This is a genomic window from Pseudomonas sp. EB271-G4-1, assembly GCF_058791355.1.
Window position 1 is genome coordinate 128,513 of the sequence record NZ_JBYTEO010000006.1, and the last position, 23,117, is coordinate 151,629.

The 23,117-nt window shown below is 60.0% G+C and carries 21 protein-coding genes; 12 read left to right on the forward strand and 9 right to left on the reverse strand.

The genetic code is table 11. The features are described 5' to 3' along the window. Nucleotides 1-241 precede the first annotated feature (241 nt). On the reverse strand, nt 242-958 hold the full coding sequence (locus AC3WWR_RS05180) for an SIMPL domain-containing protein (protein ID WP_020796612.1): 717 nt from the start codon (nt 956-958) through the stop codon (nt 242-244). Nucleotides 959-1,258: 300 nt separating this feature from the next. Between AC3WWR_RS05180 and AC3WWR_RS05185 the strand changes: the two genes are divergently transcribed. From AC3WWR_RS05185 to AC3WWR_RS05200, 4 genes are all read left to right on the forward strand, one after another. After that, the gene (locus AC3WWR_RS05185) at nt 1,259-2,521 is read left to right on the forward strand and encodes an ATP-binding protein (RefSeq protein ID WP_020796613.1); all 1,263 of its coding nucleotides are present in this window, start codon (nt 1,259-1,261) and stop codon (nt 2,519-2,521) included. Beyond that, nucleotides 2,514-3,074 (forward strand): response regulator transcription factor, encoded by a 561-nt coding sequence (locus tag AC3WWR_RS05190; protein ID WP_008057484.1) that lies wholly within the window; start codon nt 2,514-2,516, stop codon nt 3,072-3,074. The genes AC3WWR_RS05185 and AC3WWR_RS05190 overlap by 8 nt, the downstream gene beginning before the upstream one ends. Before the next feature lie 97 nt (nt 3,075-3,171). Beyond that, nucleotides 3,172-4,899, forward strand: coding sequence for an ABC transporter ATP-binding protein/permease (locus tag AC3WWR_RS05195; RefSeq protein ID WP_033040125.1), 1,728 nt, complete (start codon nt 3,172-3,174; stop codon nt 4,897-4,899). A gap of 87 nt (nt 4,900-4,986) precedes the next feature. Beyond that, entirely contained in the window at nt 4,987-5,736 is a 750-nt protein-coding gene (locus AC3WWR_RS05200; RefSeq protein WP_042955306.1) for a FadR/GntR family transcriptional regulator, read from the forward strand. Nucleotides 5,737-5,751: 15 nt separating this feature from the next. On the opposite strand, the gene AC3WWR_RS05205 is transcribed toward AC3WWR_RS05200, so the two are convergent. Beyond that, complete coding sequence (locus tag AC3WWR_RS05205; protein WP_042955293.1) at nt 5,752-6,111, reverse strand: hypothetical protein; 360 nt, start codon at nt 6,109-6,111, stop codon at nt 5,752-5,754. A gap of 407 nt (nt 6,112-6,518) precedes the next feature. Between AC3WWR_RS05205 and kdgD the strand changes: the two genes are divergently transcribed. The 5 genes from kdgD to AC3WWR_RS05230 all read left to right on the forward strand — a co-directional run bounded on the left by kdgD (nt 6,519) and on the right by AC3WWR_RS05230 (nt 13,129). Continuing rightward, complete coding sequence (kdgD, locus tag AC3WWR_RS05210; RefSeq protein WP_020796617.1) at nt 6,519-7,430, forward strand: 5-dehydro-4-deoxyglucarate dehydratase; 912 nt, start codon at nt 6,519-6,521, stop codon at nt 7,428-7,430. A gap of 59 nt (nt 7,431-7,489) precedes the next feature. Then, on the forward strand, nt 7,490-8,929 hold the full coding sequence (locus AC3WWR_RS05215; protein WP_168757234.1) for an aldehyde dehydrogenase family protein: 1,440 nt from the start codon (nt 7,490-7,492) through the stop codon (nt 8,927-8,929). Between the two features lie 165 nt (nt 8,930-9,094). Beyond that, entirely contained in the window at nt 9,095-10,465 is a 1,371-nt protein-coding gene (locus AC3WWR_RS05220) for an MFS transporter (protein ID WP_168757235.1), read from the forward strand. Nucleotides 10,466-10,476: 11 nt separating this feature from the next. Beyond that, the gene (gene garD, locus AC3WWR_RS05225; protein ID WP_020796620.1) at nt 10,477-12,030 is read left to right on the forward strand and encodes a galactarate dehydratase; all 1,554 of its coding nucleotides are present in this window, start codon (nt 10,477-10,479) and stop codon (nt 12,028-12,030) included. A 157-nt stretch (nt 12,031-12,187) separates the two neighbouring features. After that, nucleotides 12,188-13,129, forward strand: coding sequence for an AEC family transporter (locus AC3WWR_RS05230; protein WP_020796621.1), 942 nt, complete (start codon nt 12,188-12,190; stop codon nt 13,127-13,129). Here the strand turns inward: AC3WWR_RS05230 and AC3WWR_RS05235 are convergent. The 7 genes from AC3WWR_RS05235 to gatC all read right to left on the reverse strand — a co-directional run bounded on the left by AC3WWR_RS05235 (nt 13,126) and on the right by gatC (nt 20,085). Further along, nucleotides 13,126-14,613: a PhoPQ-activated pathogenicity-related family protein gene (locus AC3WWR_RS05235; RefSeq protein ID WP_033040129.1), complete on the reverse strand. Its 1,488-nt coding sequence runs from the start codon at nt 14,611-14,613 to the stop codon at nt 13,126-13,128. The two genes, AC3WWR_RS05230 and AC3WWR_RS05235, sit on opposite strands and share 4 nt — an antisense overlap. Nucleotides 14,614-14,856: 243 nt before the next feature. Next, nucleotides 14,857-15,228 (reverse strand): carboxymuconolactone decarboxylase family protein, encoded by a 372-nt coding sequence (locus AC3WWR_RS05240; RefSeq protein ID WP_020796623.1) that lies wholly within the window; start codon nt 15,226-15,228, stop codon nt 14,857-14,859. Then, nucleotides 15,225-16,286, reverse strand: coding sequence for a calcium/sodium antiporter (locus AC3WWR_RS05245; RefSeq protein ID WP_033040132.1), 1,062 nt, complete (start codon nt 16,284-16,286; stop codon nt 15,225-15,227). The genes AC3WWR_RS05240 and AC3WWR_RS05245 overlap by 4 nt, the downstream gene beginning before the upstream one ends. A gap of 50 nt (nt 16,287-16,336) precedes the next feature. Further along, nucleotides 16,337-16,708 carry a septal ring lytic transglycosylase RlpA family protein gene (locus AC3WWR_RS05250; RefSeq protein ID WP_020796625.1) on the reverse strand — a complete coding sequence of 124 codons (372 nt, stop codon included), beginning with the start codon at nt 16,706-16,708 and terminating at the stop codon, nt 16,337-16,339. A 165-nt stretch (nt 16,709-16,873) separates the two neighbouring features. Further along, complete coding sequence (gene gatB, locus AC3WWR_RS05255) at nt 16,874-18,319, reverse strand: Asp-tRNA(Asn)/Glu-tRNA(Gln) amidotransferase subunit GatB (protein ID WP_020796626.1); 1,446 nt, start codon at nt 18,317-18,319, stop codon at nt 16,874-16,876. A 10-nt stretch (nt 18,320-18,329) separates the two neighbouring features. After that, nucleotides 18,330-19,781 carry an Asp-tRNA(Asn)/Glu-tRNA(Gln) amidotransferase subunit GatA gene (gatA, locus tag AC3WWR_RS05260; RefSeq protein WP_020796627.1) on the reverse strand — a complete coding sequence of 484 codons (1,452 nt, stop codon included), beginning with the start codon at nt 19,779-19,781 and terminating at the stop codon, nt 18,330-18,332. Between the two features lie 16 nt (nt 19,782-19,797). Next, nucleotides 19,798-20,085: an Asp-tRNA(Asn)/Glu-tRNA(Gln) amidotransferase subunit GatC gene (gene gatC / locus AC3WWR_RS05265; protein WP_008054345.1), complete on the reverse strand. Its 288-nt coding sequence runs from the start codon at nt 20,083-20,085 to the stop codon at nt 19,798-19,800. A 211-nt stretch (nt 20,086-20,296) separates the two neighbouring features. Here gatC and mreB point away from each other — a divergent pair, with 211 nt between their 5' ends. From mreB to mreD, 3 genes are all read left to right on the forward strand, one after another. Continuing rightward, nucleotides 20,297-21,334 (forward strand): rod shape-determining protein MreB, encoded by a 1,038-nt coding sequence (gene mreB / locus AC3WWR_RS05270; protein ID WP_002555108.1) that lies wholly within the window; start codon nt 20,297-20,299, stop codon nt 21,332-21,334. Between the two features lie 141 nt (nt 21,335-21,475). Continuing rightward, the gene (gene mreC / locus AC3WWR_RS05275; protein ID WP_080725290.1) at nt 21,476-22,609 is read left to right on the forward strand and encodes a rod shape-determining protein MreC; all 1,134 of its coding nucleotides are present in this window, start codon (nt 21,476-21,478) and stop codon (nt 22,607-22,609) included. Next, on the forward strand, nt 22,609-23,100 hold the full coding sequence (gene mreD / locus AC3WWR_RS05280; protein WP_008054347.1) for a rod shape-determining protein MreD: 492 nt from the start codon (nt 22,609-22,611) through the stop codon (nt 23,098-23,100). The genes mreC and mreD overlap by 1 nt, the downstream gene beginning before the upstream one ends. Nucleotides 23,101-23,117: the final 17 nt, after the last annotated feature.

Genomic DNA, 23,117 nt, shown 5'->3' on the forward strand with positions numbered 1-23,117 from the left:
GGTACTGATCGCAAGGTGCGAGTTGTACAAGGTGCAACTTTTCATTTCGGCTTGTACGACATCTCTGTAGGAGATGCCGCAGGCTGCGATCTTTCGGTCGCCACTGAAATGTCCTTGAGAGCATAGAACAAGATCAAAAGATCGCCCGAACGCGCCCGAGACTGCGTCAGTTCCTGCAGGGGGCGCAAAAAAAACGGCGATCAGTTGAGTGATCGCCGTTTTTGTAATTCATGTCATCGAATCAAGGCATCAGCACTTCAATCGAGCCATCGGCCGTCATGCTGACCTGGCTGGTGCCGGCTTCCACTTCCGGCGTCACTGGAGCGGCATCCATGCTGGCGGCTTTCATCATCATCGGCCCGCGCATATACGGTTGTGGATAACCGTTGCTGTTGAGGTTCAGGTTGACGATTTTGTAGCCCTTGCCACCCAGGGCGTCGGTGGCCAATTGGGCACGGGCCTTGAAGGCGCTAACGGCGTCCTTGAGCAGGGCGTCTTCGCTGGCTTTGCGGGTTGGCGTGGCGATGGCGAAGTCCATGCCGCCCATTTTCAGGTCGGTGAGGAGTTCGCCGGTCAGCTTCGACAGTGCGGCGAAGTCCGAGCTTTCCAGGCGCAGTTCAGCGCGTTCGCGCCAGCCAGTGATCTTCTGACCCTTGGTGTCGTAGATCGGGTAGCTGTTGCGGCTGCCCTGACGCAGGGTGATGTCCTTGACCTGCTTGGCCTGAGCCAGGGCCTTGTTCATGGTGGTGCTGACGTCCGCGGCAAGTTTGGCCGGGTCGGTATTCTGCTCTTCGGTGTAGAGGGTCACGATCATCAGGTCGCGAGCCACTTCCTGGCTGACTTCGGCGCGCAGGGAAATCTGGTTGTAATGAAGCTCGTCGGCGGCCAGGGCCGGAAGGGCGGCGAGAGTGCCGGCACTCAGGGCGAGGAGGGCGGCGCTACGGCGGAATGTGTGCATGAAGGCTCCTAAGTGGGTGCGCAGGTTGTGTCCCTGCGTGAACCCATCAGACTCTAGCGTTGATGATCTGGTTCGCACAGTTACAACTTCTATACAGGTGTACATCACCCCCTGTAGGAGCGAACATGCTCGCGATGAACCCGAGAGCACCGCGGGGTGCCAGATTCCCAGCGTTATCGTTGACGATCATCGCGAGCGTGCTCGCTCCTACATGTGGCCGTTTGCCGCACTTTCGCCTGTCAGCCCCCGCGCTTGGTTATACTCCCGTCGATCCGCCTGGAGCGCTCATCAGGAGAGCTCATGCTCGCCCCCGTCCAAATTACTTCCGCCACGCGCCAGAATCTCTGGCGGTTGACGTTTATCCGCACCTTGGTCCTGGCCGCTCAAGCCGGTTCCGTAGGCCTGGCCTACTGGCTCGAACTGCTGCCACTGCCCTGGTTCCAACTGGCCGCGACGCTCGGCTGTTCGATGCTGCTGTGTGCTTTCACGGCCATTCGGCTGCGCACCACTTGGCCGGTCACCGAGCTCGAATACGCGGTGCAACTGGCCTGCGATCTGTTTATCCACAGCGCATTACTGTATTTCTCGGGGGGGTCGACCAACCCCTTCGTCTCTTATTACCTGGTGCCGCTGACCATCGCGGCAGTGACCTTGCCATGGCGTTACTCGGTGATTCTGTCGGGCATCGCCTTGACCCTGTATACCTTGCTGCTCGCACGCTTCTATCCGCTGCAAACCTTCCCGATCGCCCGGGAAAACCTGCAGGTGTACGGGATGTGGTTGAGCTTCGCCCTGGCGGCGGCAGTCATCACGTTCTTCGCCGCGCGCATGGCCGAAGAGCTGCGTCGCCAGGAAGAGTTGCGGGCCATCCGCCGGGAAGAAGGCCTGCGCGACCAGCAACTGCTGGCAGTCGCCACCCAGGCGGCGGGCGCTGCCCATGAGTTGGGTACACCGCTGGCAACCATGAGCGTGTTGCTCAAGGAGATGCAACAGGACCATCCTGACCCGATGCTGCAGGATGACCTGAAGGTGCTGCAGGACCAGGTCAAGTTGTGCAAAGAGACCTTGCAGCAGCTTGTTCGAGCGGCGGAAGCCAATCGCCGGCTGGCGGTGGAGATGCAGGACGTCACCGACTGGCTCGACGAAGCGCTCAATCGCTGGCACCTGATGCGCCCGGAAGCCAGTTATCGCTTCCAGCGCCTTGGCCAGGGCACGGTGCCGCGCATGGCGCCGCCGCCGGACCTGACCCAGGCGTTGCTCAATTTGCTCAACAACGCGGCGGATGCCTGTCCCGAGGGGCTGCAAGTTACCCTGGACTGGAATGCAGAGGATTTGACCATCAGCATCCGCGACCACGGTGCCGGTGTGCCGCTGGCCATCGCCGAGCAGATCGGCAAGCCATTTTTTACCACCAAGGGCAAAGGTTTCGGCCTGGGCCTGTTTTTGAGCAAGGCCAGCGTGACACGCGCCGGCGGCTCAGTGAAACTCTACAGTCATGAGGAAGGCGGCACGCTCACCGAGCTGCGCCTGCCCCACGGCGCCCGAGGAGACCAACATGAGTGACGAAATCCAAGTCGAAGGCGAAGAACTGCCGCATTTGCTGCTGGTCGACGACGACGCGACCTTTACCCGGGTGATGGCCCGCGCCATGGCCCGCCGTGGCTTCCGCGTCAGCACTGCCGGTTCCGCTGAAGAGGGGCTGACCATCGCCCAGGCCGACCTGCCGGACTATGCCGCCCTGGACCTGAAAATGGATGGCGATTCCGGTTTGGTATTGCTGCCCAAGCTGCTGGAAATGGACCCGGAAATGCGCGTGGTGATCCTCACCGGTTATTCGAGCATCGCCACCGCCGTGGAGGCGATCAAGCGTGGCGCCTGCAACTACCTGTGCAAACCGGCCGACGCCGACGACGTGCTGGCCGCGCTGTTGTCCGAACACGCCGACCTCGACAGCCTGGTGCCGGAAAACCCGATGTCCGTGGACCGCCTGCAGTGGGAACACATCCAACGCGTGTTGACCGAGCACGAAGGCAACATCTCCGCCACCGCCCGCGCCCTGGGCATGCACCGCCGCACGCTGCAGCGCAAACTGCAGAAGCGCCCGGTTCGTCGCTGAACCAGCGCTGAACGAATGCGGGCCGCTCCTCGCGACAAACCGAACCGATCATCTATGATCGGTTCGTGCATGTACTTTTTCTTATCGAGCCTTATCCATGAATCAGAACGCTGAGTACTCCGCGGTCAATGATGTTGTGCGCGGGCAGTTTTTCCGAAAAGTCTGGGCGATGATCACGCCTTACTGGCGCAGTGAAGAAAAGGTCAAGGCCTGGACGTTGCTGATCGCAGTGATTGCGCTGTCGTTGATGGGGGTGGGGATCTCGGTGTGGTTCAACACCTGGTACAAGGATTTCTACAATGCCTTGCAGCAAAAGGACGAGGCGGCATTCTGGCGGCTGATCCTGTATTTCTGCGCGATTGCCGCGGTGGCGATTATCGGTGCGGTGTACCGGCTCTACCTGACACAGATGCTGACGATTCGCTGGCGGGCGTGGCTCACCGAAAAACATTTCGCTCGTTGGCTGAGCAACAAGAACTATTACCAACTGGAGCAGGGCGGTTACACCGATAACCCGGACCAGCGCATTTCCGAAGACCTCAACAATTTTACCTCCGACACCTTGAGCCTGGGCGTTGGGCTGCTGCGCAATATCGTCAGCCTGGTGTCGTTCTCGATCATCCTCTGGGGTGTTTCGGGGAGCATCGAAGTGTTCGGTGTGACCATTCCCGGCTATATGTTCTGGTGCGTACTGGTCTACGCGGTGGTAGGTAGCTGGCTGACGCATTTGATCGGTCGCCGGTTGATCGGCCTGAATAACCGCCAGCAACGCTTCGAAGCCGACCTGCGTTTTTCCATGGTACGGGTTCGCGAGAACGCTGAAAGCATCGCGTTGTACAACGGCGAGCCCAACGAGAACCGCCGCTTGACCCATCGCTTCTCGATGGTCTGGCACAATTTCTGGGACATCATGAAGGTGTCCAAGCGCCTGACCTTCTTCACGTCCGGTTACGAGCAGGCGGCCATCATCTTTCCCTTCATGGTTGCCGCGCCGCGTTACCTGTCGGGCAAGATCGAACTGGGCGAGCTGATGCAGATCAGTTCGGCGTTCGGCAATGTCCAGGACAGCTTCAGCTGGTTTATTACCGCCTACCAGAGCCTCGCCTCATGGCGCGCCACCTGCGATCGTCTGCTCAGCTTCCGTCAGGCGATGACGGACAACGAGCAACGCGCCCCGGCCATCGACGTGCAGAACTCGGGATCAGCCTTGAAGGTGCACAACCTCGGCCTCGACCTGGCTGACGGTCGCCACCTGTTGACCAATGGCGACATGACCGTGCAAGAGGGTGAGCGCGTAATGCTCAGCGGTCGTTCAGGCAGCGGCAAGTCGACCTTGCTGCGGGCGATGGGGCACCTGTGGCCTGCGGGGCACGGCAGTATTCGCCTGCCAGCGGCGCGCTATCTGTTCCTGCCGCAAAAACCTTACTTGCCGATCGGCACACTGCGTGAGGCGCTGAGTTATCCACAGGCCGGCGATACCTATCCGAATGAGCGCTACGTGCACGTCCTGGAAACCTGCCGCCTGCCGCACCTGGTGGCGCGCCTCGACGAAGCCAATCACTGGCAGCGCATGTTGTCGCCGGGTGAACAGCAACGCCTGGCCTTTGCCCGTGCGCTGCTTTACGCCCCGCAATGGCTGTACATGGACGAAGCGACTTCAGCGATGGATGAAGAAGACGAAGCGTCGCTGTATCAGGCGCTGATCGATGAGTTGCCAGGGCTTAGTATCGTCAGCGTCGGGCATCGCAGCAGCCTCAAGCGGTTCCACCCACGGCATGTTCGTATCGAGAACGGCCATCTGGTGGATCAGACCGTGACCGCATAAGCACCGCGCCCCCTGTAGGTGATCGTACAACCGCGTTGCGCTATGATGCGGTTTCAGCAGCCGAATTTGTCGAGACAGATGTTCACCATGGAAAACCCGAACGCCTCACCACGCCTCCCTCGCAAGCGCCGCAGCCTCGCTCAGGAACTGGTGACGGTGCTGTCCGAGCAGATCCGCGATGGTCACCTCAAGCGTGGCGACAAGTTGCCCACAGAGTCGGCGATCATGGATGCCCATGGCGTCAGCCGCACGGTGGTGCGCGAGGCGATTTCCCGTTTGCAGGCGGCCGGTCAGGTGGAAACCCGTCACGGCATCGGCACCTTCGTGCTTGATACCCCGAGCCCGAGTGGTTTTCGCATCGACCCGGCGACCGTCGTCACCCTGCGTGATGTGCTGGCCATCCTGGAACTGCGCATCAGCCTCGAAGTGGAGTCCGCCGGCCTGGCCGCGCAACGTCGCAGCCCCGAGCAGTTGGCGCTGATGCGCGCGGCGCTGGATGCCCTCAATGAAAGTGTTTCCCACGCCAGCGATGCCGTGGCCTCGGACTTCCAGTTCCACCTGCAGATTGCCCTGGCGACCGGCAACCGCTACTTCACCGACATCATGACTCACCTGGGCACCAGCATTATCCCGCGCACTCGCCTCAACTCCGCGCGACTGGCCCATGACGACCAGCAGCACTACATGAATCGCCTGAGCCGCGAGCACGAAGAGATCTACGACGCGATCGCCCGCCAGGACTCCGATGCGGCGCGTGCGGCCATGCGCTTGCACCTGACCAACAGCCGCGAGCGGTTGCGTCATGCCCATGAAGAGGCTGAGGCGCAGCGCGGTTGAAACCGGCGGCTTGAGTTACGGCTCTATGCGTAGCTCGAGAGGGTAGGAGCTGGTCACATCACCTGACTCGTTGCAGCTTTGGTAGCGTAGCTGTACGAACTTGTTCACCCATTTCCCTAACGCATCCTTGGATACGTCCGTACTAAAATCCTGCGCTCTTTCCACCTCTCCGGACTCCTCATTCCATCGTGCGAACTGGGCGTAGGGACCGGTCCAGTCCGGTTCCTCGGCATCATCCCCCAAAATGGCACGGACATTGTGCTCCAGTTGTATATCAGCCGAATTCGGGATGCTGATTGCCAGTGCGCCTTTCAGCTTCGACAGCAGTACGACATTGGTGGCGAGATCTTTAAGACCGGGGACTGGATGCGTCATGGCGAGCCTCTTTCTGGTCGAGTCTGGCCACAGGTTGATGGCCGTGGAGCGTTTTATCTCCCATGGCCGCTTCGACCGTAACTGTTAGAAATATCAGTCACGACGAATGGCGTCCGTACCACAGCTTCCTCGATTCTTTCAGTTGTCGAGAGAGGGATTACGACAACGTATGACCTCGTGCCACACGAGCGGCTTATAAATAATCCACATCCATTTTTTCTTAAAGCGCCTGAAAGCCCCGTGATTCAAGGTGTTTTCAGTGGCGTACAGTGGTTCCCTTGCCCACAGGATTTGCACTGGCGATGAAATGCAGTTGACGATTGTATTTTAAGTTGTACGATGACCTACAACTTCAGCGCAGGCTGAACGGTTTTTCACACAACGTCGCTACCCAGGGTGTTCGAATAATGAATCCACAAGAACTGAAGTCCATCCTCTCTTCCGGTCTGCTGTCTTTCCCGGTCACCGATTTCAATGCCCAGGGCGATTTCAATCGCGCTGGCTATATCAAGCGCCTGGAGTGGCTGGCCCCGTACGGCGCCTCGGCTTTGTTCGCCGCGGGCGGCACCGGTGAGTTCTTCTCCCTGGCGGCCAGCGAATACTCGGAAATCATCAAGACAGCCGTCGACACCTGCGCCACCAGCGTGCCGATCCTCGCCGGTGTCGGCGGTTCGACCCGCCAGGCCATCGAATACGCCCAGGAAGCCGAGCGTCTGGGGGCCAAAGGCCTGCTGCTGCTGCCGCACTATCTGACCGAAGCCAGCCAGGACGGCGTTGCCGCTCACGTTGAAGCCGTGTGCAAGTCGGTCAATATCGGCGTGGTGGTCTACAACCGTAACGTCTGCCGCCTGAACGCGCCGCTGTTGGAACGTCTGGCCGAGCGTTGCCCGAACCTGATCGGCTACAAGGATGGCCTCGGTGATATCGAGTTGATGGTGTCGATCCGTCGCCGCCTCGGTGATCGTTTCAGCTACCTGGGTGGTCTGCCGACCGCCGAAGTCTACGCCGCAGCCTATAAGGCGCTGGGCGTACCGGTGTACTCCTCGGCGGTGTTCAACTTCATCCCGAAAACCGCGATGGATTTCTACCACGCCATCGCCCGTGAAGATCACGCCACCGTCGGCAAGATCATCGACGACTTCTTCCTGCCGTACCTGGACATCCGTAACCGCAAAGCCGGTTACGCGGTGAGCATCGTCAAGGCCGGGGCCAAGATTGCCGGTTATGACGCGGGCCCAGTGCGTGCGCCGCTGACCGATCTGACCGGCGAAGAGTACGAAATGCTCGCCGCGCTGATCGACAAGCAGGGCGCGCAATAACAATGATCAAACCGAAGCCGCTGAGCGATCAGCGGCTTTTTGCGTGAGGAGAACGACTCGTGACAAAGCGCTACGACAACTACATCAACGGTGAATGGGTCGCCGGTGCCGATTACTCGGTCAACATCAACCCGTCCGAACTGAGCGACGCCATCGGCGATTACGCCAAGGCTGATCTGGCTCAGGTCCACGCCGCCATCGACGCCGCCCGTGCCGCATTCCCGGCGTGGTCGGTTTCGGGCATTCAGGCCCGTCACGATTCCCTGGATAAAGTCGGTAACGAGATCCTCGCCCGCCGCGAAGAACTCGGCACCCTGCTGGCCAGGGAAGAGGGCAAGACCCTGCCCGAAGCCATCGGCGAAGTGACCCGCGCCGGCAACATATTCAAGTTCTTCGCCGGTGAATGCCTGCGCCTGTCCGGCGACTACCTGCCGTCGGTGCGTCCGGGCGTCAATGTTGAAGTCACCCGCGAAGCCCTGGGTGTGGTCGGCCTGATCACACCGTGGAATTTCCCGATAGCGATCCCCGCCTGGAAAATCGCTCCGGCCCTGGCCTACGGCAACTGCGTGGTGTTGAAACCGGCTGATCTGGTGCCGGGCTGCGCCTGGGCGCTTGCGGAAATCATCTCCCGCGCAGGCTTCCCGTCCGGTGTCTTCAACCTGGTGATGGGCAGCGGTCGTGTGGTTGGCGATGCACTGGTCAACAGCCCGAAAGTCGACGGCATCAGCTTCACCGGTTCCGTGGGTGTCGGTCGTCAGATCGCCGTGAATTGCGTGTCGCGCCAGGCCAAGGTGCAGCTGGAAATGGGTGGCAAGAACCCGCAGATCATTCTCGACGACGCCGACCTCAAGCAAGCGGTCGAGCTGTCGGTACAGAGCGCGTTCTACTCCACCGGCCAGCGTTGCACGGCGTCGAGTCGCTTCATCGTCACCGCCGGGATCCACGACCAGTTCGTCGAAGCCATGGCCGAGCGCATGAAATCGATCAAGGTGGGTCACGCATTGAAATCCGGCATCGACATCGGTCCGGTGGTGTCGCAAGCGCAGCTTGAACAGGACATGAAATACATCGACATCGGCCAGTCCGAAGGTGCGCGCCTGGTCAGTGGCGGTGGCCTGGTGACCTGCGACACCGAAGGCTACTTTCTCGCGCCAACACTGTTTGCCGACAGCCAAGCCTCGATGCGCATCAGCCGCGAAGAGATCTTCGGCCCGGTGGCCAACATCGTTCGCGTAGCCGATTACGAAGCCGCACTGGCCATGGCCAACGACACCGAGTTCGGTCTGTCGGCGGGCATCGCCACCACTTCCTTGAAGTATGCCAACCACTTCAAGCGCCACTCCCAGGCCGGGATGGTGATGGTCAACCTGCCGACCGCCGGCGTGGATTACCACGTTCCGTTCGGCGGGCGTAAAGGTTCATCCTATGGATCACGTGAGCAAGGTCGCTATGCCCAAGAGTTCTACACGGTCGTAAAAACGGCCTACGTCGGCTCCTGATACAGCGCAATACCTTGTAGGAGCCGGCTTGCTGGCGATGCAGGCACCGCGGGGTGTCATTTACACCGCGGCGACGCGATCGCCAGCAATCGAGCGTCGACCGGCCGTTCCTACAGGCAGTAACGTTATTACCCGCATAAAAATAATCAGTGGGAGTACATCTACATGCAATCGACCAAGAAGCCGACTCACGTCCGCTATTTGATCCTGCTCATGCTGTTTCTGGTGACCACGATCAACTACGCCGACCGTGCCACCATTGCCATCGCCGGCTCCAGCCTGCAAAAAGACCTGGGCATTGACGCAGTCACCCTCGGCTATATCTTCTCCGCATTCGGTTGGGCCTACGTGGCCGGGCAAATTCCCGGTGGCTGGCTGCTGGACCGTTTCGGTTCGAAAAAAATCTATGCACTGAGCATCTTCACCTGGTCGCTGTTCACCGTGTTACAGGGTTATGTCGGCGAGTTCGGCATGTCCACGGCGGTGGTTGCGCTGTTCATGCTTCGCTTTCTCGTCGGTCTGGCCGAAGCGCCATCCTTCCCCGGCAACGCACGAATCGTCGCGGCCTGGTTCCCGACCGCTGAACGTGGCACCGCTTCAGCGATCTTCAACTCGGCGCAATACTTTGCCACGGTGTTGTTCGCACCGCTGATGGGCTGGATCGTCTACAGCTTCGGCTGGCAGCACGTGTTCATCGTCATGGGCGTGATCGGCATCATTTTCTCGGGCATCTGGCTGAAGGTTATCCACAGCCCGCGCCAGCACCCGATGATCAACGACGCCGAGTTCAAGCACATCGCCGACAACGGCGGCATGGTTGACATGGACCAGGACAAAGGCAAGGGCAAGAAGGGCGACGGTCCGAAGTGGGACTACATCCGCCAGTTGCTGACCAATCGCATGATGTTGGGCGTATACCTCGGCCAATACTGCATCAACGGCATCACTTACTTCTTCCTGACCTGGTTCCCGGTGTACCTGGTTCAAGAGCGCGGCATGACCATCCTCAAGGCCGGTTTCATCGCCTCGTTGCCGGCGATCTGCGGCTTCATCGGCGGTGTGCTCGGCGGGGTGATTTCCGATTACCTGCTGCGCAAAGGCCATTCCCTGACCTTCGCCCGCAAGGCGCCGATCATCGCCGGCCTGCTGGTCTCCAGCAGCATCGTCGCGTGCAACTACGTGGACGTTGAGTGGATGGTCGTGGGCTTCATGGCGCTGGCATTCTTCGGCAAAGGCGTGGGTGCCTTGGGTTGGGCGGTGGTGTCCGATACTTCACCGAAGCAGATCGCCGGTCTTAGCGGTGGCCTGTTCAACACCTTCGGCAACCTGGCGTCCATCACCACGCCGATCGTCATTGGCTACATCATCAGTTCCACTGGTTCGTTCAAATGGGCGCTGGTGTTTGTCGGTTGCAACGCACTGGTCGCGGTGTTCAGCTACCTGGTGATCGTCGGTCCGATCAAGCGTGTGGTGCTCAAGGAACCGCCGGTCAACGGTCCTGAAGCATCCGGTAAATTGTCTCAAGCGCATTCCTGAGGAGCGGCGTCATGCAGTTGATTGAACATTCCGATTCGCCGCGCTACATCCGCCTGCACGAGCGAGACAACGTGGTGATCGTGGTCAATGACCAGGGGGTGCCGGCCGGCACCGAGTTTTCCGATGGCCTGGTCACCGTCGACTTCGTGCCACAGAGCCACAAGGTCACCCTGGAGGACATTCCCGAGGGTGGCCAGGTGATTCGTTACGGGCAGGTCATCGGCTACGCCCTGCAGCCGATTCCCCGTGGCAGTTGGGTCAAGGAAGATCAATTGCGCATGCCGACCGCGCCGCCGCTGGACAGCCTGCCGCTGTCCACCGAGGTGCCGGCCGCGCAGGCACCGCTTGAAGGCTTCACCTTCGAGGGTTATCGCAACGCCGACGGCACCGTCGGCACGCGCAACATTCTGGGTATCACCACTACGGTGCAATGCGTCACCGGCGTGCTGGATCACGCGGTCAAGCGCATCAAGGAAGAGCTTCTGCCCAAGTACCCGCACGTCGATGACGTGGTGGCGCTGACCCACAGCTATGGCTGTGGCGTGGCGATCACCGCCACCGACGCCTACATCCCGATTCGCACTGTGCGTAACCTGGCGCGCAACCCGAACCTGGGTGGCGAAGCGCTGGTGATCAGCCTGGGTTGTGAAAAATTGCAGGCCGGGCAGGTGATGCACGAGGGCGATGCCTCGGTGGATCTGAGCGAGCCGTGGTTGTATCGCCTGCAGGATTCCAGTCACGGTTTTACCGAGATGATCGAGCAGATCATGGAGCTGGCTGAAACCCGTTTGAAGAGGCTCGATCAACGCCGCCGGGAAACCGTGCCCGCGTCCGAGCTGATCCTGGGCATGCAGTGTGGCGGCAGCGACGCGTTTTCCGGGATTACCGCCAACCCGGCGCTGGGCTATGCCTCGGACCTTTTGTTGCGTGCGGGTGCGACGGTGATGTTTTCCGAAGTCACCGAAGTGCGCGATGCGATCTACCTGCTGACCTCCCGTGCGCAAACCAAAGAAGTTGCCCAGGAGCTGGTACGGGAAATGGACTGGTACGACCGTTACCTGGCCAAGGGCGAAGCGGACCGTAGCGCCAACACCACGCCGGGCAACAAGAAGGGCGGTTTGTCGAACATTGTCGAGAAGTCCCTGGGTTCGATCGTCAAGTCCGGTAGCAGCGCCATCACGGGTGTGCTCGGCCCAGGCGAACGGTTCAAGGAAAAAGGCCTGATTTTCTGCGCGACCCCGGCCAGTGACTTTGTCTGCGGCACGTTGCAGTTGGCGGCGGGGATGAACCTGCACGTGTTTACCACGGGCCGCGGCACGCCTTACGGGTTGGCCATGGCGCCGGTGGTGAAGGTATCGACCCGGACCGAACTGGCGCAGCGCTGGCCGGATCTGATCGACATCGACGCCGGGCGTATTGCCACCGGGCGCGCATCCATCGAGGAACTTGGCTGGGAGTTGTTCCACTACTACCTGGATGTAGCCAGTGGCAAGCAGCAGACGTGGGCTGAAAAGCACAAGCTGCATAACGACATCACGTTGTTCAACCCGGCGCCGATTACCTGAGACCGCATTATCGTTCTTCGCGAGCAGGCTCGCTCCCACAGTGGAATGAATTCCAGTGGGAGCGAGCCTGCTCGCGAAGGCGATCTAGCAGGCGCCGGAGTCCTCAGTGGCTTATCATTAGCCTCCTAACGACGCCCACCTCAAGGTCCTCCCCGGCATGCTGGCAATTTTCCTCGAAACCCTGAACATCACCGCACCGGTGTTCGCCATGCTGTTTCTGGGGGTGTTGCTCAAGCGCATCGACTGGATCAACGACAACTTCATTCACACCGCCTCGTCCCTGGTGTTCAACGTCACCATGCCGGCACTGCTGTTTCTGGGCATCCTGCACGCCGACTTGCACGCCGCATTGCAACCGGCCCTGCTGATCTACTTCTCCCTCGCGACCCTGGTGTGCTTTGCCATCGCCTGGGGCTGGGCGATCTTCAGGTGCCCGCGTGAAGACCGGGGGATCTACACCCAGGGCGCTTTTCGCGGTAACAACGGGGTGATCGGCCTGGCACTGGCCGCGAGCATGTACGGCGACTACGGGATATCCCTCGGGGCGATCCTGGCGGCGCTGGTGATTCTGTTCTACAACACCCTCTCGACCATTGTGCTGGCGGTGTACAGCCCGGTAATCAAGTCCGATCCATGGAGCATCTGCAAAAGCGTGATCAGTAACCCGCTGATCATCAGCGTGATTGCGGCCGCGCCCTTTGCTTACTTCAAGATCAGCTTGCCGGGATGGCTGGAGACGTCCGGCCAGTATCTGGCGCAAACCACCTTGCCGTTGGCGTTGATTTGCATCGGCGGCACGCTGTCACTGGCGGCGATGCGAAAAAGTGGCTCGATGGCGCTCAGTTCAAGTCTGTTGAAGATGCTCGGCCTGCCAATCCTGGCGACCCTGGGCGCGTGGCTCTGGGGCTTTCGCGGTGCGGAGTTGGGGATTCTGTTCCTGTACTTCGGCAGCCCGACCGCCGCCGCCAGTTTCGTCATGGCCCGGGCAGCGAATGGCAATCATGAACTGGCGGCGGCGATCATTGTGCTCACCACGCTGATGGCGGCGGTGACCACCAATGTCGGGATCTTTTTGTTGCAGTGGGGGGGCTGGATTTAGCGCTTGGCCAGGTCGGGTAGGGTTTTACACGTGGGCCCGTTCTCTGGAGGGGCAGCGGTCGGGTAGTGCTCAGGCATGATTTGCACCGGTGTGGTGACGACAAAACCATCGGCGAAGGTCGCCTCTAGAAATGTCGCAGCCCAGCCCTGCTCGGGTGTTTCCATATGCACCTGTGCCTGCAACGGGGTGGAAGGGGTGATATGCAGGGGCTGATAGCGAATTGCGCAAGCATCCCGGAAGTCTCGCGCCGTCGGATTCACGGCGGTCCACTGAGTCACCTGGGCAGGCGGCTCGCTGAACTGCAACGAAACGGATTTGCCGGTGCCGTGGGTTGTTGTGCTAGTCGTCATGGAGGGTAGCGGGCGATTTTGCTGCCATCGGTTGACTACGGTAATAAGCGAGCTTTCAACGAATTGCCGAATCCCGCCGTGGCTGGAATTGGGAGCGACCCGTAGGCTTTTCGGCCCGGGCAGACGGTCGAAATAGAAGTCTGTGTTATCTGGAACGAAAAAGTCATCACTACTGGCGTTGACGATGTACTTCGCAATTGACAGCCGCTCGGCATAGGCGCTGTCCAGATAAGCCAAGGGGTCCTCGATGGTCATCAGTTTCTGGAAGTTTTCGCTGTGCCGCCTCTGGATCACCTCTTCACGGTGATAGTCATAGAATGCCAGCGGCCAGTTTTTTCCAAAGGTTTGAAAGGTATGTTCGAACACTTTGTCTGAGCCGAGAATATCAATGACAAAGGGTACGACCGCGTTGACGCGCTCATCCGCAATAGCGGTGAGCCAGGCCACCCAAGCGCGTTTCGACAAGCCACTGGCGATGAATCGTTCGACTTTCCAAGGTTTGAGTTCTTTCTGGGCAAGGTCCATCGCCTTGACCATGGAAGCCATCATCGGCAAATGAACGGACATGTAGGGGCGCGCTTCGGGATTTTCGAGAAATAACTTCCAGCTATGGGCGACGTTTGAGTCTTCTGTACGGGCAATCCCGTCGTCGGCGTAAGTGAGATATTGATTGGGGATATTACTGAGAGAGATGACGATTGTCCGAGTTCTCCGTGCAACTTCCAGGGCCATGGATTGAGTGAAATCCGTAGGTTCAGTTTCGACCTTGTTTCCAGCGGGTATATTGGTGCCGTTATTCGCTACCAGTATTGCTTGCTCAAGGTTGGCATTATGCGGGATATAAATATCGACACTATGTTTCCATTGTTTCGGACTGACTAGCCCTTCGGGTGACCACTGCTGAGCCGAAAGCTCAAAGCTGCGCTTTTCTACGCCCGGAAAGAGTTGGGTGCCTTTTGCAGCGTAGAGTAATGGCTTTGACGCTTCCTGGTTTTTATAGCAATTTAGCACTTCGCTGAAATCTTGGATTGGTACTGAGCACCTGTCTACCAAGGTTTCGGCATGTGCAGCGGGGCTTGCCAGTGCAAGGGTTATCAGTATGTTCTGGACCGTGGCAAAAAAGGCGGGTCGCATTGAATCTTCTCGCTTGTTTCAAGTTGTTTAGGAATTGTTGTGACGGTTTTTTTGCGATGGGAGAAGATTGTCTTTGTATTATCGATATGGAAAGGTTTTTCGGGCGTGTTATTTTTCGAGATATTTATATTTGGAAAGTATCGGTGCAAATATGCATCCGTCGGATTTCAGGCAGTCGAAAACATTCGACGGGGCGCCGCAGTCAATTACGTTCCCGTCGAACGAAGTTTTAAACGAGGAGGGTTACTGATATTGCTCGATAACTTCCTGCGCCGCCCGAAACGCATCAATCGCCGCTGGGACACCGGCATACACCGCGCAATGCAGTAGCGCTTCGCGTATCTCTTCCACGGTGCAGCCGTTGTTCAGCGCCCCGCGCACGTGGCCTTTCAATTCCTGCGGGCACTTCAGCGCCGTCAGCGCTGCGAGCGTGATCAGGCTGCGGGTTTTCAAGGGCAGGCCTTCGCGATTCCAGACTCCGCCCCAGGCATGTTCGTTGACGAAATCCTGCAGCGGCTGGGTGAACTCCGTAGCGTTGCCCAGTGCGCGGTCGACAAAGGTGTCGCCCATCACTTGGCGACGTACTTCAACGCCGGTTTTCTTGTTCTCGGTCATGGCAATTCCCTCTTATGGTGTTGGCGACGCCAGGCGCGCAATGACGTGAACAACAAGAACGCCACGAGCGCTGGCAGGACGAAAAACAGCATCAGGTGTTCAAGCTTGCCGGCCAGCGGCATGCCGGTGGTGAACGACACCACGTGCAGTCCGTAAGCCAGGTACAAGCCCAGGAACAGCAGGCCTTCGGCGCGGGTCACGCGGTAACCGGAATAGAACACCGGCAGGCATAGCACCGCGACGCCAAGCATTACCGGCAGGTCGAAATCCAGGGCGTTTGGCGATACCGACAGCGGCGCTGGCGCGACTAGCGCGGTCAGGCCCAGCACACCCAGGAGGTTGAACAAATTGCTGCCAATCACGTTGCCCACGGCAATATCACGCTCGCCGCGCATCGCGGCGATCAACGAAGTGGCGAGCTCAGGCAGTGATGTGCTGACAGCGACGATGGTCAGGCCGATGATCCGCTCCGACAGCCCAAGATCGGTGGCGACCGCAACGGCAGCCCCCAACAGCAGGTGCCCGGCGTACACCAGCATCGCCAGCCCGGCGATAATCATCAGCAGGCTGCTCAGCCATGGCGCCTGGCCGTTGTGCTCATGGCTCGAAACCGGGCGCGCCGAATGCCGTGACTGGCGCAGCAACAAGCCCAGGTAAATCGCCAGTGCCGTCAACAGCATCACGCCGTCGGCACGGGTCAGTTCTTCATTCCAGGCGAGTACGAATACCAGCAGGCTGGCGCCGATCATCAGGGGAATATCCAGGCGCACCAGTTGGCGTGACACCCGCAACGGGATGATCAGCGCCGACAATCCGAGGGTGACGAGGATGTTGAAAATGCTGCTGCCGATCACACTGCCGACGGCAATGTCGGCGTTGTGGGCCAAGGTGGCTTGCAGGCTGACCGCCATCTGCGGTGCGCTGCTGCCGAGAGCGACGATGGTCAGGCCGATGATCAGTGGGCGTACATGCAGGCGTGCTGCCAGGCGCACGGCAGCGCGCACCATCAGTTCGGCGCCGGCGATCAGCAACGCCAGCCCGCTGAGCAATTCAATCACGCTGATCAGGGGTAAATCGGCTAGTCCGAAAATGGTCGGGGCTCCGTCGGTCAGTCGAGGGCTTGCACGCGAACCCGCGCGGTACCGCTCTTGAGCATGCCCAGTCGTTCGGCGGCTTCATGGGACAAATCAATCAGGCGGCCACGGGTGTGCGGGCCACGATCATTGATGCGCACTACGCAGGATCTGTCGTTTTTCAGGTTGGTGACCTTCACCCGTGTACCGAAGGGTAGCTGGCGATGGGCGGCGGTCAGGGAATTCTTGTCGAAACGCTCGCCACTGGCGGTGCGTTTGCCTTGGTGTTTGGCGCCGTAATAGGAGGCAACGCCGGTTTTGTCATAGCCGTGCGGGTCGACGGTGTCGGTGCTGGCGCAACCGGCGAGCAGGGAGAGCAGGGCGCAAAGTCCAAGTAGGCGCTTCATAGAAGTTTTCCCGAAACAAAAAGTGGGAGCGACGGTGCGGCGATCCGACCTGCTCGCGAATGCCAATCTGACAGTCAATTTTGTGTTGAGTGCCAAACCCCATTCGCGAGCAGGCTCGCTCCCACAGTAAAATGGAGCCAGATTTTAGAGCTGGCTCCATTCCGGTCAGCCTTCGAGCTTGCTTTTCAGCAGTTCGTTGACCTGTTGCGGGTTGGCCTTGCCTTTCGATGCCTTCATGGCCTGGCCGACGAAGAAGCCGAACATCTTGCCGCGCTTGGCTTCGTCTGCCGCGCGGTATTGCTCGACCTGCTCGGCATTGGCCGCGAGCATTTCGTCCAACACCGCCGAGATCGCGCCGGTGTCGGTCACTTGCTTGAGGCCGCGCTTTTCTATGATCTCGTCTGCGCTGCCTTCGCCGTTGGCCATGGCTTCGAACACCACCTTGGCGATCTTGCCGGAGATGGTGTTGTCCTTGATGCGCAGCAGCATGCCGCCCAGTTGCTCGGCCGAAACCGGCGACTGCTCGATATCCAGGCCTTGCTTGTTGAGCAGGCTGCCCAGTTCAACCATGACCCAGTTGGCCGCCAGCTTGGCGTCGCCGCCGATGCTCGCGACCTTCTCGAAGTAGTCGGCTTGTTCGCGGCTGGTGGCCAGCACGCTGGCGTCATAGACCGACAGACCGAATTGCTCCTGGAAACGCTCGCGTTTCTGCGGTGGCAATTCGGGCAGGGTGGCGCGCACGTCGTCGAGGAACGAGTTTTCGATCACGACAGGCAGCAGGTCCGGATCGGGGAAGTAGCGGTAGTCGTTGGCTTCCTCCTTGCTGCGCATCGGACGGGTTTCGTCCTTGTTCGGATCGTACAGGCGGGTCTGCTGGATCACCTTGCCGCCGTCTTCGATCAGCTCGATCTGACGCTGGATTTCGCTGTTGATCGCCTTCTCGATGAAGCGGAACGAGTTGACGTTCTTGATCTCGCAGCGCGTACCGAACTCGACCTGGCCCTTTGGACGGATCGATACGTTGCAGTCGCAACGCAGCGAACCTTCGGCCATGTTGCCGTCGCAGATGCCCAGGTATCGCACCAGTGCGTGGATCGCCTTGACGTAAGCCACGGCTTCCTTGGCGCTGCGCATGTCTGGCTCGGAAACGATCTCCAGCAGTGGCGTGCCCGCGCGGTTCAGGTCGATGCCGGTGGCACCGTTGAACTCTTCGTGCAGGCTCTTGCCGGCGTCTTCTTCCAGGTGCGCGCGGGTGATGCCGACACGTTTGACCGTACCGTCTTCCAGGGCGATGTCCAGGTGGCCCTTGCCGACGATCGGCAATTCCATCTGGCTGATCTGGTAGCCCTTGGGCAGGTCCGGGTAGAAGTAGTTCTTGCGTGCGAACACGTTGTGCTGGCCGATCTCGGCGTCAATCGCCAGGCCGAACATCACCGCCATGCGCACCGCTTCCTGGTTCAGCACCGGCAGTACGCCGGGCATGCCCAGGTCTACGAGGCTGGCCTGGGTGTTCGGCTCGGAACCGAAGGTGGTGGAACTACCGGAAAAGATTTTCGACCGGGTGGTGAGCTGGGTGTGAATCTCCAGCCCGATCACGACTTCCCATTGCATGTGTGTCTCCTCAGAAGCCGGTTGGGGTGCGGGTGTGCCAGTCAGTGTTCAACTGGTACTGGTGCGCAACGTTGAGCAAGCGGCCTTCCTGGAAATACGGAGCGAGCAGCTGCACGCCTACTGGCAAACCATCGACAAAACCGGCCGGCATCGACAGGCCTGGCAGGCCGGCGAGGTTGGCGGTGATGGTGTAGACGTCTTCCAGGTAGGCAGCGACCGGGTCGCTGTTCTTGGCGCCGAGCTTCCAGGCCGGGTTTGGCGTGGTTGGGCCGAGAATGATGTCGACCTCGTTGAAGGCCGCCATGAAGTCGTTCTTGATCAAGCGACGAATCTTCTGCGCCTTCAGGTAGTAGGCGTCGTAGTAGCCGGCGGACAGGGCGTAGGCGCCGACCATGATGCGGCGCTGCACTTCTGTGCCGAAACCTTCGCCACGGGAGCGCTTGTACAGGTCTTCCAGGTTTTTCGGGTCTTCGCAGCGATAGCCGAAGCGCACGCCATCGAAACGCGACAGGTTGGAAGAGGCTTCCGCCGGGGCGATCACGTAGTACGCAGGAATCGCGTGCTGCATGTTTGGCAGGCTGATTTCCTTGATCACGGCACCGAGCTTTTTCAGCTCTTCGACGCTGGCCATCACCAGGTCGGCGATGCGCGGGTCGAGACCGGCGCTGAAATACTCTTTCGGCACGCCGATGCGCAGCCCTTGCAGCGAACCGTTGAGGCTGGCGCTGTAGTCCGGCACGGGTTCATCGATGCTGGTCGAATCGTTCGGATCGAAGCCGGCCATACCTTGCAACAATATTGCGCAGTCTTCGGCAGTGCGCGCCAACGGACCGCCCTGATCGAGGCTGGACGCGTAGGCGATCATGCCCCAACGCGATACGCGACCGTACGTCGGTTTCAGGCCTGTGAGGTTGGTCAGCGCCGCTGGCTGGCGGATCGAACCGCCGGTATCGGTGCCAGTGGCGGCAGGCAACAGGCGAGCGGCCACTGCAGCCGCGGAGCCGCCGGAGGAACCGCCCGGCACGTATTCCAGGTTCCACGGGTTTTTCACCGCGCCGTAATAGCTCGACTCGTTGGCCGAGCCCATGGCGAATTCGTCCATGTTGGTCTTGCCCAGGGTCACGGCCCCGGCAGCGGCCAGCTTGGCGACGACGGTGGCGTCGTACGGTGCCTTGAAGTTGTCGAGCATCTTCGAGCCGCAACTGGTGCGGATGCCCTGGGTGCAGAACAGGTCCTTGTGGGCGATCGGCGCACCCAGCAGGGCGCCGCTCTCACCATTGGCCCGGCGGGCATCAGCGGCTTTCGCCTGCGTGAGCGCCAGGTCTTCAGTGAGGCTGATGAAGCTGTTGAGCTGTGGGTCGAGCTGGGCGATGCGCGCCAGCAGGACTTTGGTCAGCTCTTCGGAGGAAAACTTTTTATCGGCGAGTCCGCGGGCGATCTCGGCCAGAGTCAATTGATGCATTGCAGGCTCTTTCCCTTTAGTCGATGACTTTCGGAACCAGGTACAGGCCGTTTTCGACCGCTGGTGCGATGGACTGGTAGGCCTCGCGATTGTTGCTCTCGGTCACGACGTCTGCACGCAGGCGCTGGCTGGCTTCCAGTGGGTGGGCGAGCGGCTCGATACCATCGGTATTCACCGCCTGCATTTCGTCGACCAACCCGAGAATGCTGTTGAGGGCCGAAGTGATGTGTGGAAGATCGGCATCATTGAGGCCAAGGCAGGCCAGATGAGCGATTTTTTCCACGTCGGAGCGTTCAAGCGCCATTGGGATTCTCCAGTGGAAAACAAGACGGACGGCGTCCGTGTGTTAGATTGTCGGAACACTACCGCACTTCTACGGTCATATGGCCGCGATTGTGGGGTTTGGTGCACAGAAAAACGGCCAATTTAACATATTGGCGCCTTGCCCAAAATCCCTGTCGTTGTTAGAGTTTGCCGCACTTTTTTACCCACGCGTTGCCTAGGGTCCCTTTCCCATGTTCAAGAAACTGCGTGGCATGTTTTCCAGCGATCTTTCCATTGACCTGGGCACTGCCAACACCCTTATTTACGTGCGTGAGCGCGGTATCGTCCTGAATGAGCCATCGGTTGTGGCCATTCGGACACACGGTAACCAGAAAAGTGTCGTTGCTGTCGGCACCGAAGCGAAGCGCATGTTGGGCCGTACGCCGGGCAATATTGCTGCCATTCGTCCGATGAAAGACGGCGTGATCGCCGACTTCAGCGTCTGCGAAAAGATGCTGCAGTATTTTATCAACAAGGTTCATGAAAACAGCTTCCTGCAGCCTAGCCCTCGAGTGCTGATCTGCGTCCCATGCAAGTCCACCCAGGTTGAACGTCGCGCCATCCGTGAATCGGCGCTCGGTGCCGGTGCCCGTGAAGTGTTCCTGATCGAAGAGCCGATGGCTGCTGCGATCGGTGCCGGTTTGCCGGTTGAAGAAGCCCGCGGTTCGATGGTCGTGGATATCGGTGGCGGTACCACCGAAATCGCGCTGATCTCGCTGAATGGCGTGGTCTATGCCGAATCCGTACGGGTAGGTGGCGACCGTTTCGACGAAGCGATCATCACGTATGTGCGTCGCAACTACGGCAGCCTGATCGGTGAGTCCACTGCCGAGCGCATCAAGCAGGAAATCGGTACCGCTTACCCGGGTGGCGAAGTTCGCGAAGTCGACGTTCGTGGCCGCAACCTGGCCGAAGGCGTTCCACGCGCATTCACCCTGAACTCCAACGAAGTGCTCGAAGCGCTGCAAGAGTCGCTGGCGACCATCGTTCAGGCCGTGAAGAGCGCGCTGGAGCAGTCGCCGCCGGAACTGGCTTCCGACATCGCCGAGCGTGGCCTGGTGTTGACCGGTGGTGGCGCCTTGCTGCGTGACCTCGACAAGCTGCTGGCACAGGAAACCGGCCTGCCGGTGATCGTTGCCGAAGACCCGTTGACCTGCGTTGCTCGCGGCGGTGGCCGTGCATTGGAAATGATGGATAAACACACCATGGACCTGCTCTCCAGCGAATAAGTCGCCGGATCGCCTCTATGCTGTGAGCGCGCAGGCGGCACTTTGCAGTGCTGCCTGTTCGCGTTTATCTTCTGTCGTCTGCATCCAGGCCGGTTTGATGCCGTATGAATAAAGAGAACATTTGCCTGGGAGGAGCGGCTTATTAAACCGCTTTTCACCAAGGGTCCCTCACTGGGCGTGCGCTTGTTGGTGCTGGTCGTGCTGTCGGTCGCGCTGATGGTGGTCGATGCCCGCTTCACACTGCTCAAGCCAGTGCGTAGCCAGATGTCGCTGGTGTTGATGCAGTCTTACTGGATCACCGACCTGCCGCAGCGGCTATGGCAGGGTGTGGCCAGCCAGTTTGGCAGCCGCACCGAACTGATCGCCGAAAACGAAAAGCTCAAGAGCGAAAACCTGCTGTTGCAGGGGCGCATGCAAAAGCTTGCCTCCCTTACCGAGCAGAACGTTCGGCTGCGCGAGTTGCTCAACTCTTCGGCACTGGTGAACGAAAAGGTCGAAGTGGCTGAGTTGATCGGCATGGACCCCAACCCATTCACCCATCGCATCATCATCAACAAGGGTGAACGCGACGGCGTGGTGCTCGGGCAGCCGGTGCTCGATGCCCGTGGCCTGATGGGCCAGGTGGTCGAGTTGATGCCCTACACCTCCCGGGTCCTGCTGCTGACCGATTCCACCCACAGCATTCCGGTGCAGGTCAACCGCAACGGCCTGCGCGCCATTGCCAGCGGCACCGGCAACCCGGAACGCCTCGAATTGCGCCACGTGGCCGATACCGCCGATATCAAGGAAGGCGACCTGTTGGTCAGCTCCGGCCTGGGCCAGCGTTTCCCGGCAGGTTACCCGGTGGCGACGGTCAAGGAAGTGATCCATGACTCCGGCCAGCCGTTCGCCATTGTTCGCGCCGTACCGACCGCCGCCTTGAACCGCAGCCGTTATTTGCTGCTGGTGTTCAGCGACACTCGCACTGCCGAGGAGCGCGCCAACGACGCTGCCCAGGCCCAGGAAAGCCTGGATGCGCAGGGTGGGGGGCCGATCATTCCGGCGACCGTGCCGAGACCGGCGGTTGTACCGGCAGCAGTCGCGGCTCCGGCTGTTCCGGCGACGCCAGCGGCAACTCCGGCGGTCACGACCCCGGCCAAGCCTGCCGCCAAACCCACCACGACTGCACCCGCCAAGCCACCGGCGACACAACCCGCTGTCGTCAAGCCCGTTGCTGTCAAGCCTGCTGCCAAACCGCCTGTCTCCGCACCGGCTACCACTGGGGGACGAGAATAATGGTCGGTGTCACAGCTTCTCGAAACGGCTGGATCGTCTGGCTGACATTTGCCGTCGGCATGTTGCTCAGCGTATCGCCGCTGCCGCAATTCATGGAGATCCTGCGCCCCCTGTGGCTGGCCTTGCTGCTGGCGTTCTGGGCACTGGCGCTGCCGCAGAAAGTCGGGATGGTCACCGCCTGGTGCCTGGGCTTGGCCGAGGACGTGCTGTACGGCACGCTGCTGGGCCAGAATGCATTGATCCTGACGCTCATCACCTACCTGGTGCTGGCGCTGCAACAACGCCTGCGAATGTTCCCGATGTGGCAGCAGAGCCTGGTGATCCTGGTGATCTTCGGCCTCGCCCAGCTGGTGCAACTATGGCTCAGCGCCTTGACTGGCAATCGTCAGCCAACCCTGGCCCTGGTATTGCCGGCACTGGTCAGCGCGTTGCTCTGGCCCTGGGTCAGCTTCGGTTTGCGCGGATTGCGTCGACGCTACAAAATCAATTAATTCGTTCGGGCATTAGA

Coding starts and splice junctions, on each gene's coding strand:
- AC3WWR_RS05230 (WP_020796621.1), top strand. CDS start 12,188: ATGCTGGCAATTTTCCTCGAAACCCTGAACATCACCGCACCGGTGTTC.
- AC3WWR_RS05250 (WP_020796625.1), bottom strand. CDS start 16,708: ATGAAGCGCCTACTTGGACTTTGCGCCCTGCTCTCCCTGCTCGCCGGT.
- AC3WWR_RS05200 (WP_042955306.1), top strand. CDS start 4,987: ATGGAAAACCCGAACGCCTCACCACGCCTCCCTCGCAAGCGCCGCAGC.
- AC3WWR_RS05195 (WP_033040125.1), top strand. CDS start 3,172: ATGAATCAGAACGCTGAGTACTCCGCGGTCAATGATGTTGTGCGCGGG.
- mreD (WP_008054347.1), top strand. CDS start 22,609: ATGGTCGGTGTCACAGCTTCTCGAAACGGCTGGATCGTCTGGCTGACA.
- AC3WWR_RS05240 (WP_020796623.1), bottom strand. CDS start 15,228: ATGACCGAGAACAAGAAAACCGGCGTTGAAGTACGTCGCCAAGTGATG.
- kdgD (WP_020796617.1), top strand. CDS start 6,519: ATGAATCCACAAGAACTGAAGTCCATCCTCTCTTCCGGTCTGCTGTCT.
- AC3WWR_RS05185 (WP_020796613.1), top strand. CDS start 1,259: ATGCTCGCCCCCGTCCAAATTACTTCCGCCACGCGCCAGAATCTCTGG.
- AC3WWR_RS05235 (WP_033040129.1), bottom strand. CDS start 14,613: ATGCGACCCGCCTTTTTTGCCACGGTCCAGAACATACTGATAACCCTT.
- gatB (WP_020796626.1), bottom strand. CDS start 18,319: ATGCAATGGGAAGTCGTGATCGGGCTGGAGATTCACACCCAGCTCACC.
- AC3WWR_RS05205 (WP_042955293.1), bottom strand. CDS start 6,111: ATGACGCATCCAGTCCCCGGTCTTAAAGATCTCGCCACCAATGTCGTA.
- gatC (WP_008054345.1), bottom strand. CDS start 20,085: ATGGCGCTTGAACGCTCCGACGTGGAAAAAATCGCTCATCTGGCCTGC.
- garD (WP_020796620.1), top strand. CDS start 10,477: ATGCAGTTGATTGAACATTCCGATTCGCCGCGCTACATCCGCCTGCAC.
- AC3WWR_RS05220 (WP_168757235.1), top strand. CDS start 9,095: ATGCAATCGACCAAGAAGCCGACTCACGTCCGCTATTTGATCCTGCTC.
- AC3WWR_RS05180 (WP_020796612.1), bottom strand. CDS start 958: ATGCACACATTCCGCCGTAGCGCCGCCCTCCTCGCCCTGAGTGCCGGC.
- AC3WWR_RS05190 (WP_008057484.1), top strand. CDS start 2,514: ATGAGTGACGAAATCCAAGTCGAAGGCGAAGAACTGCCGCATTTGCTG.
- gatA (WP_020796627.1), bottom strand. CDS start 19,781: ATGCATCAATTGACTCTGGCCGAGATCGCCCGCGGACTCGCCGATAAA.
- mreB (WP_002555108.1), top strand. CDS start 20,297: ATGTTCAAGAAACTGCGTGGCATGTTTTCCAGCGATCTTTCCATTGAC.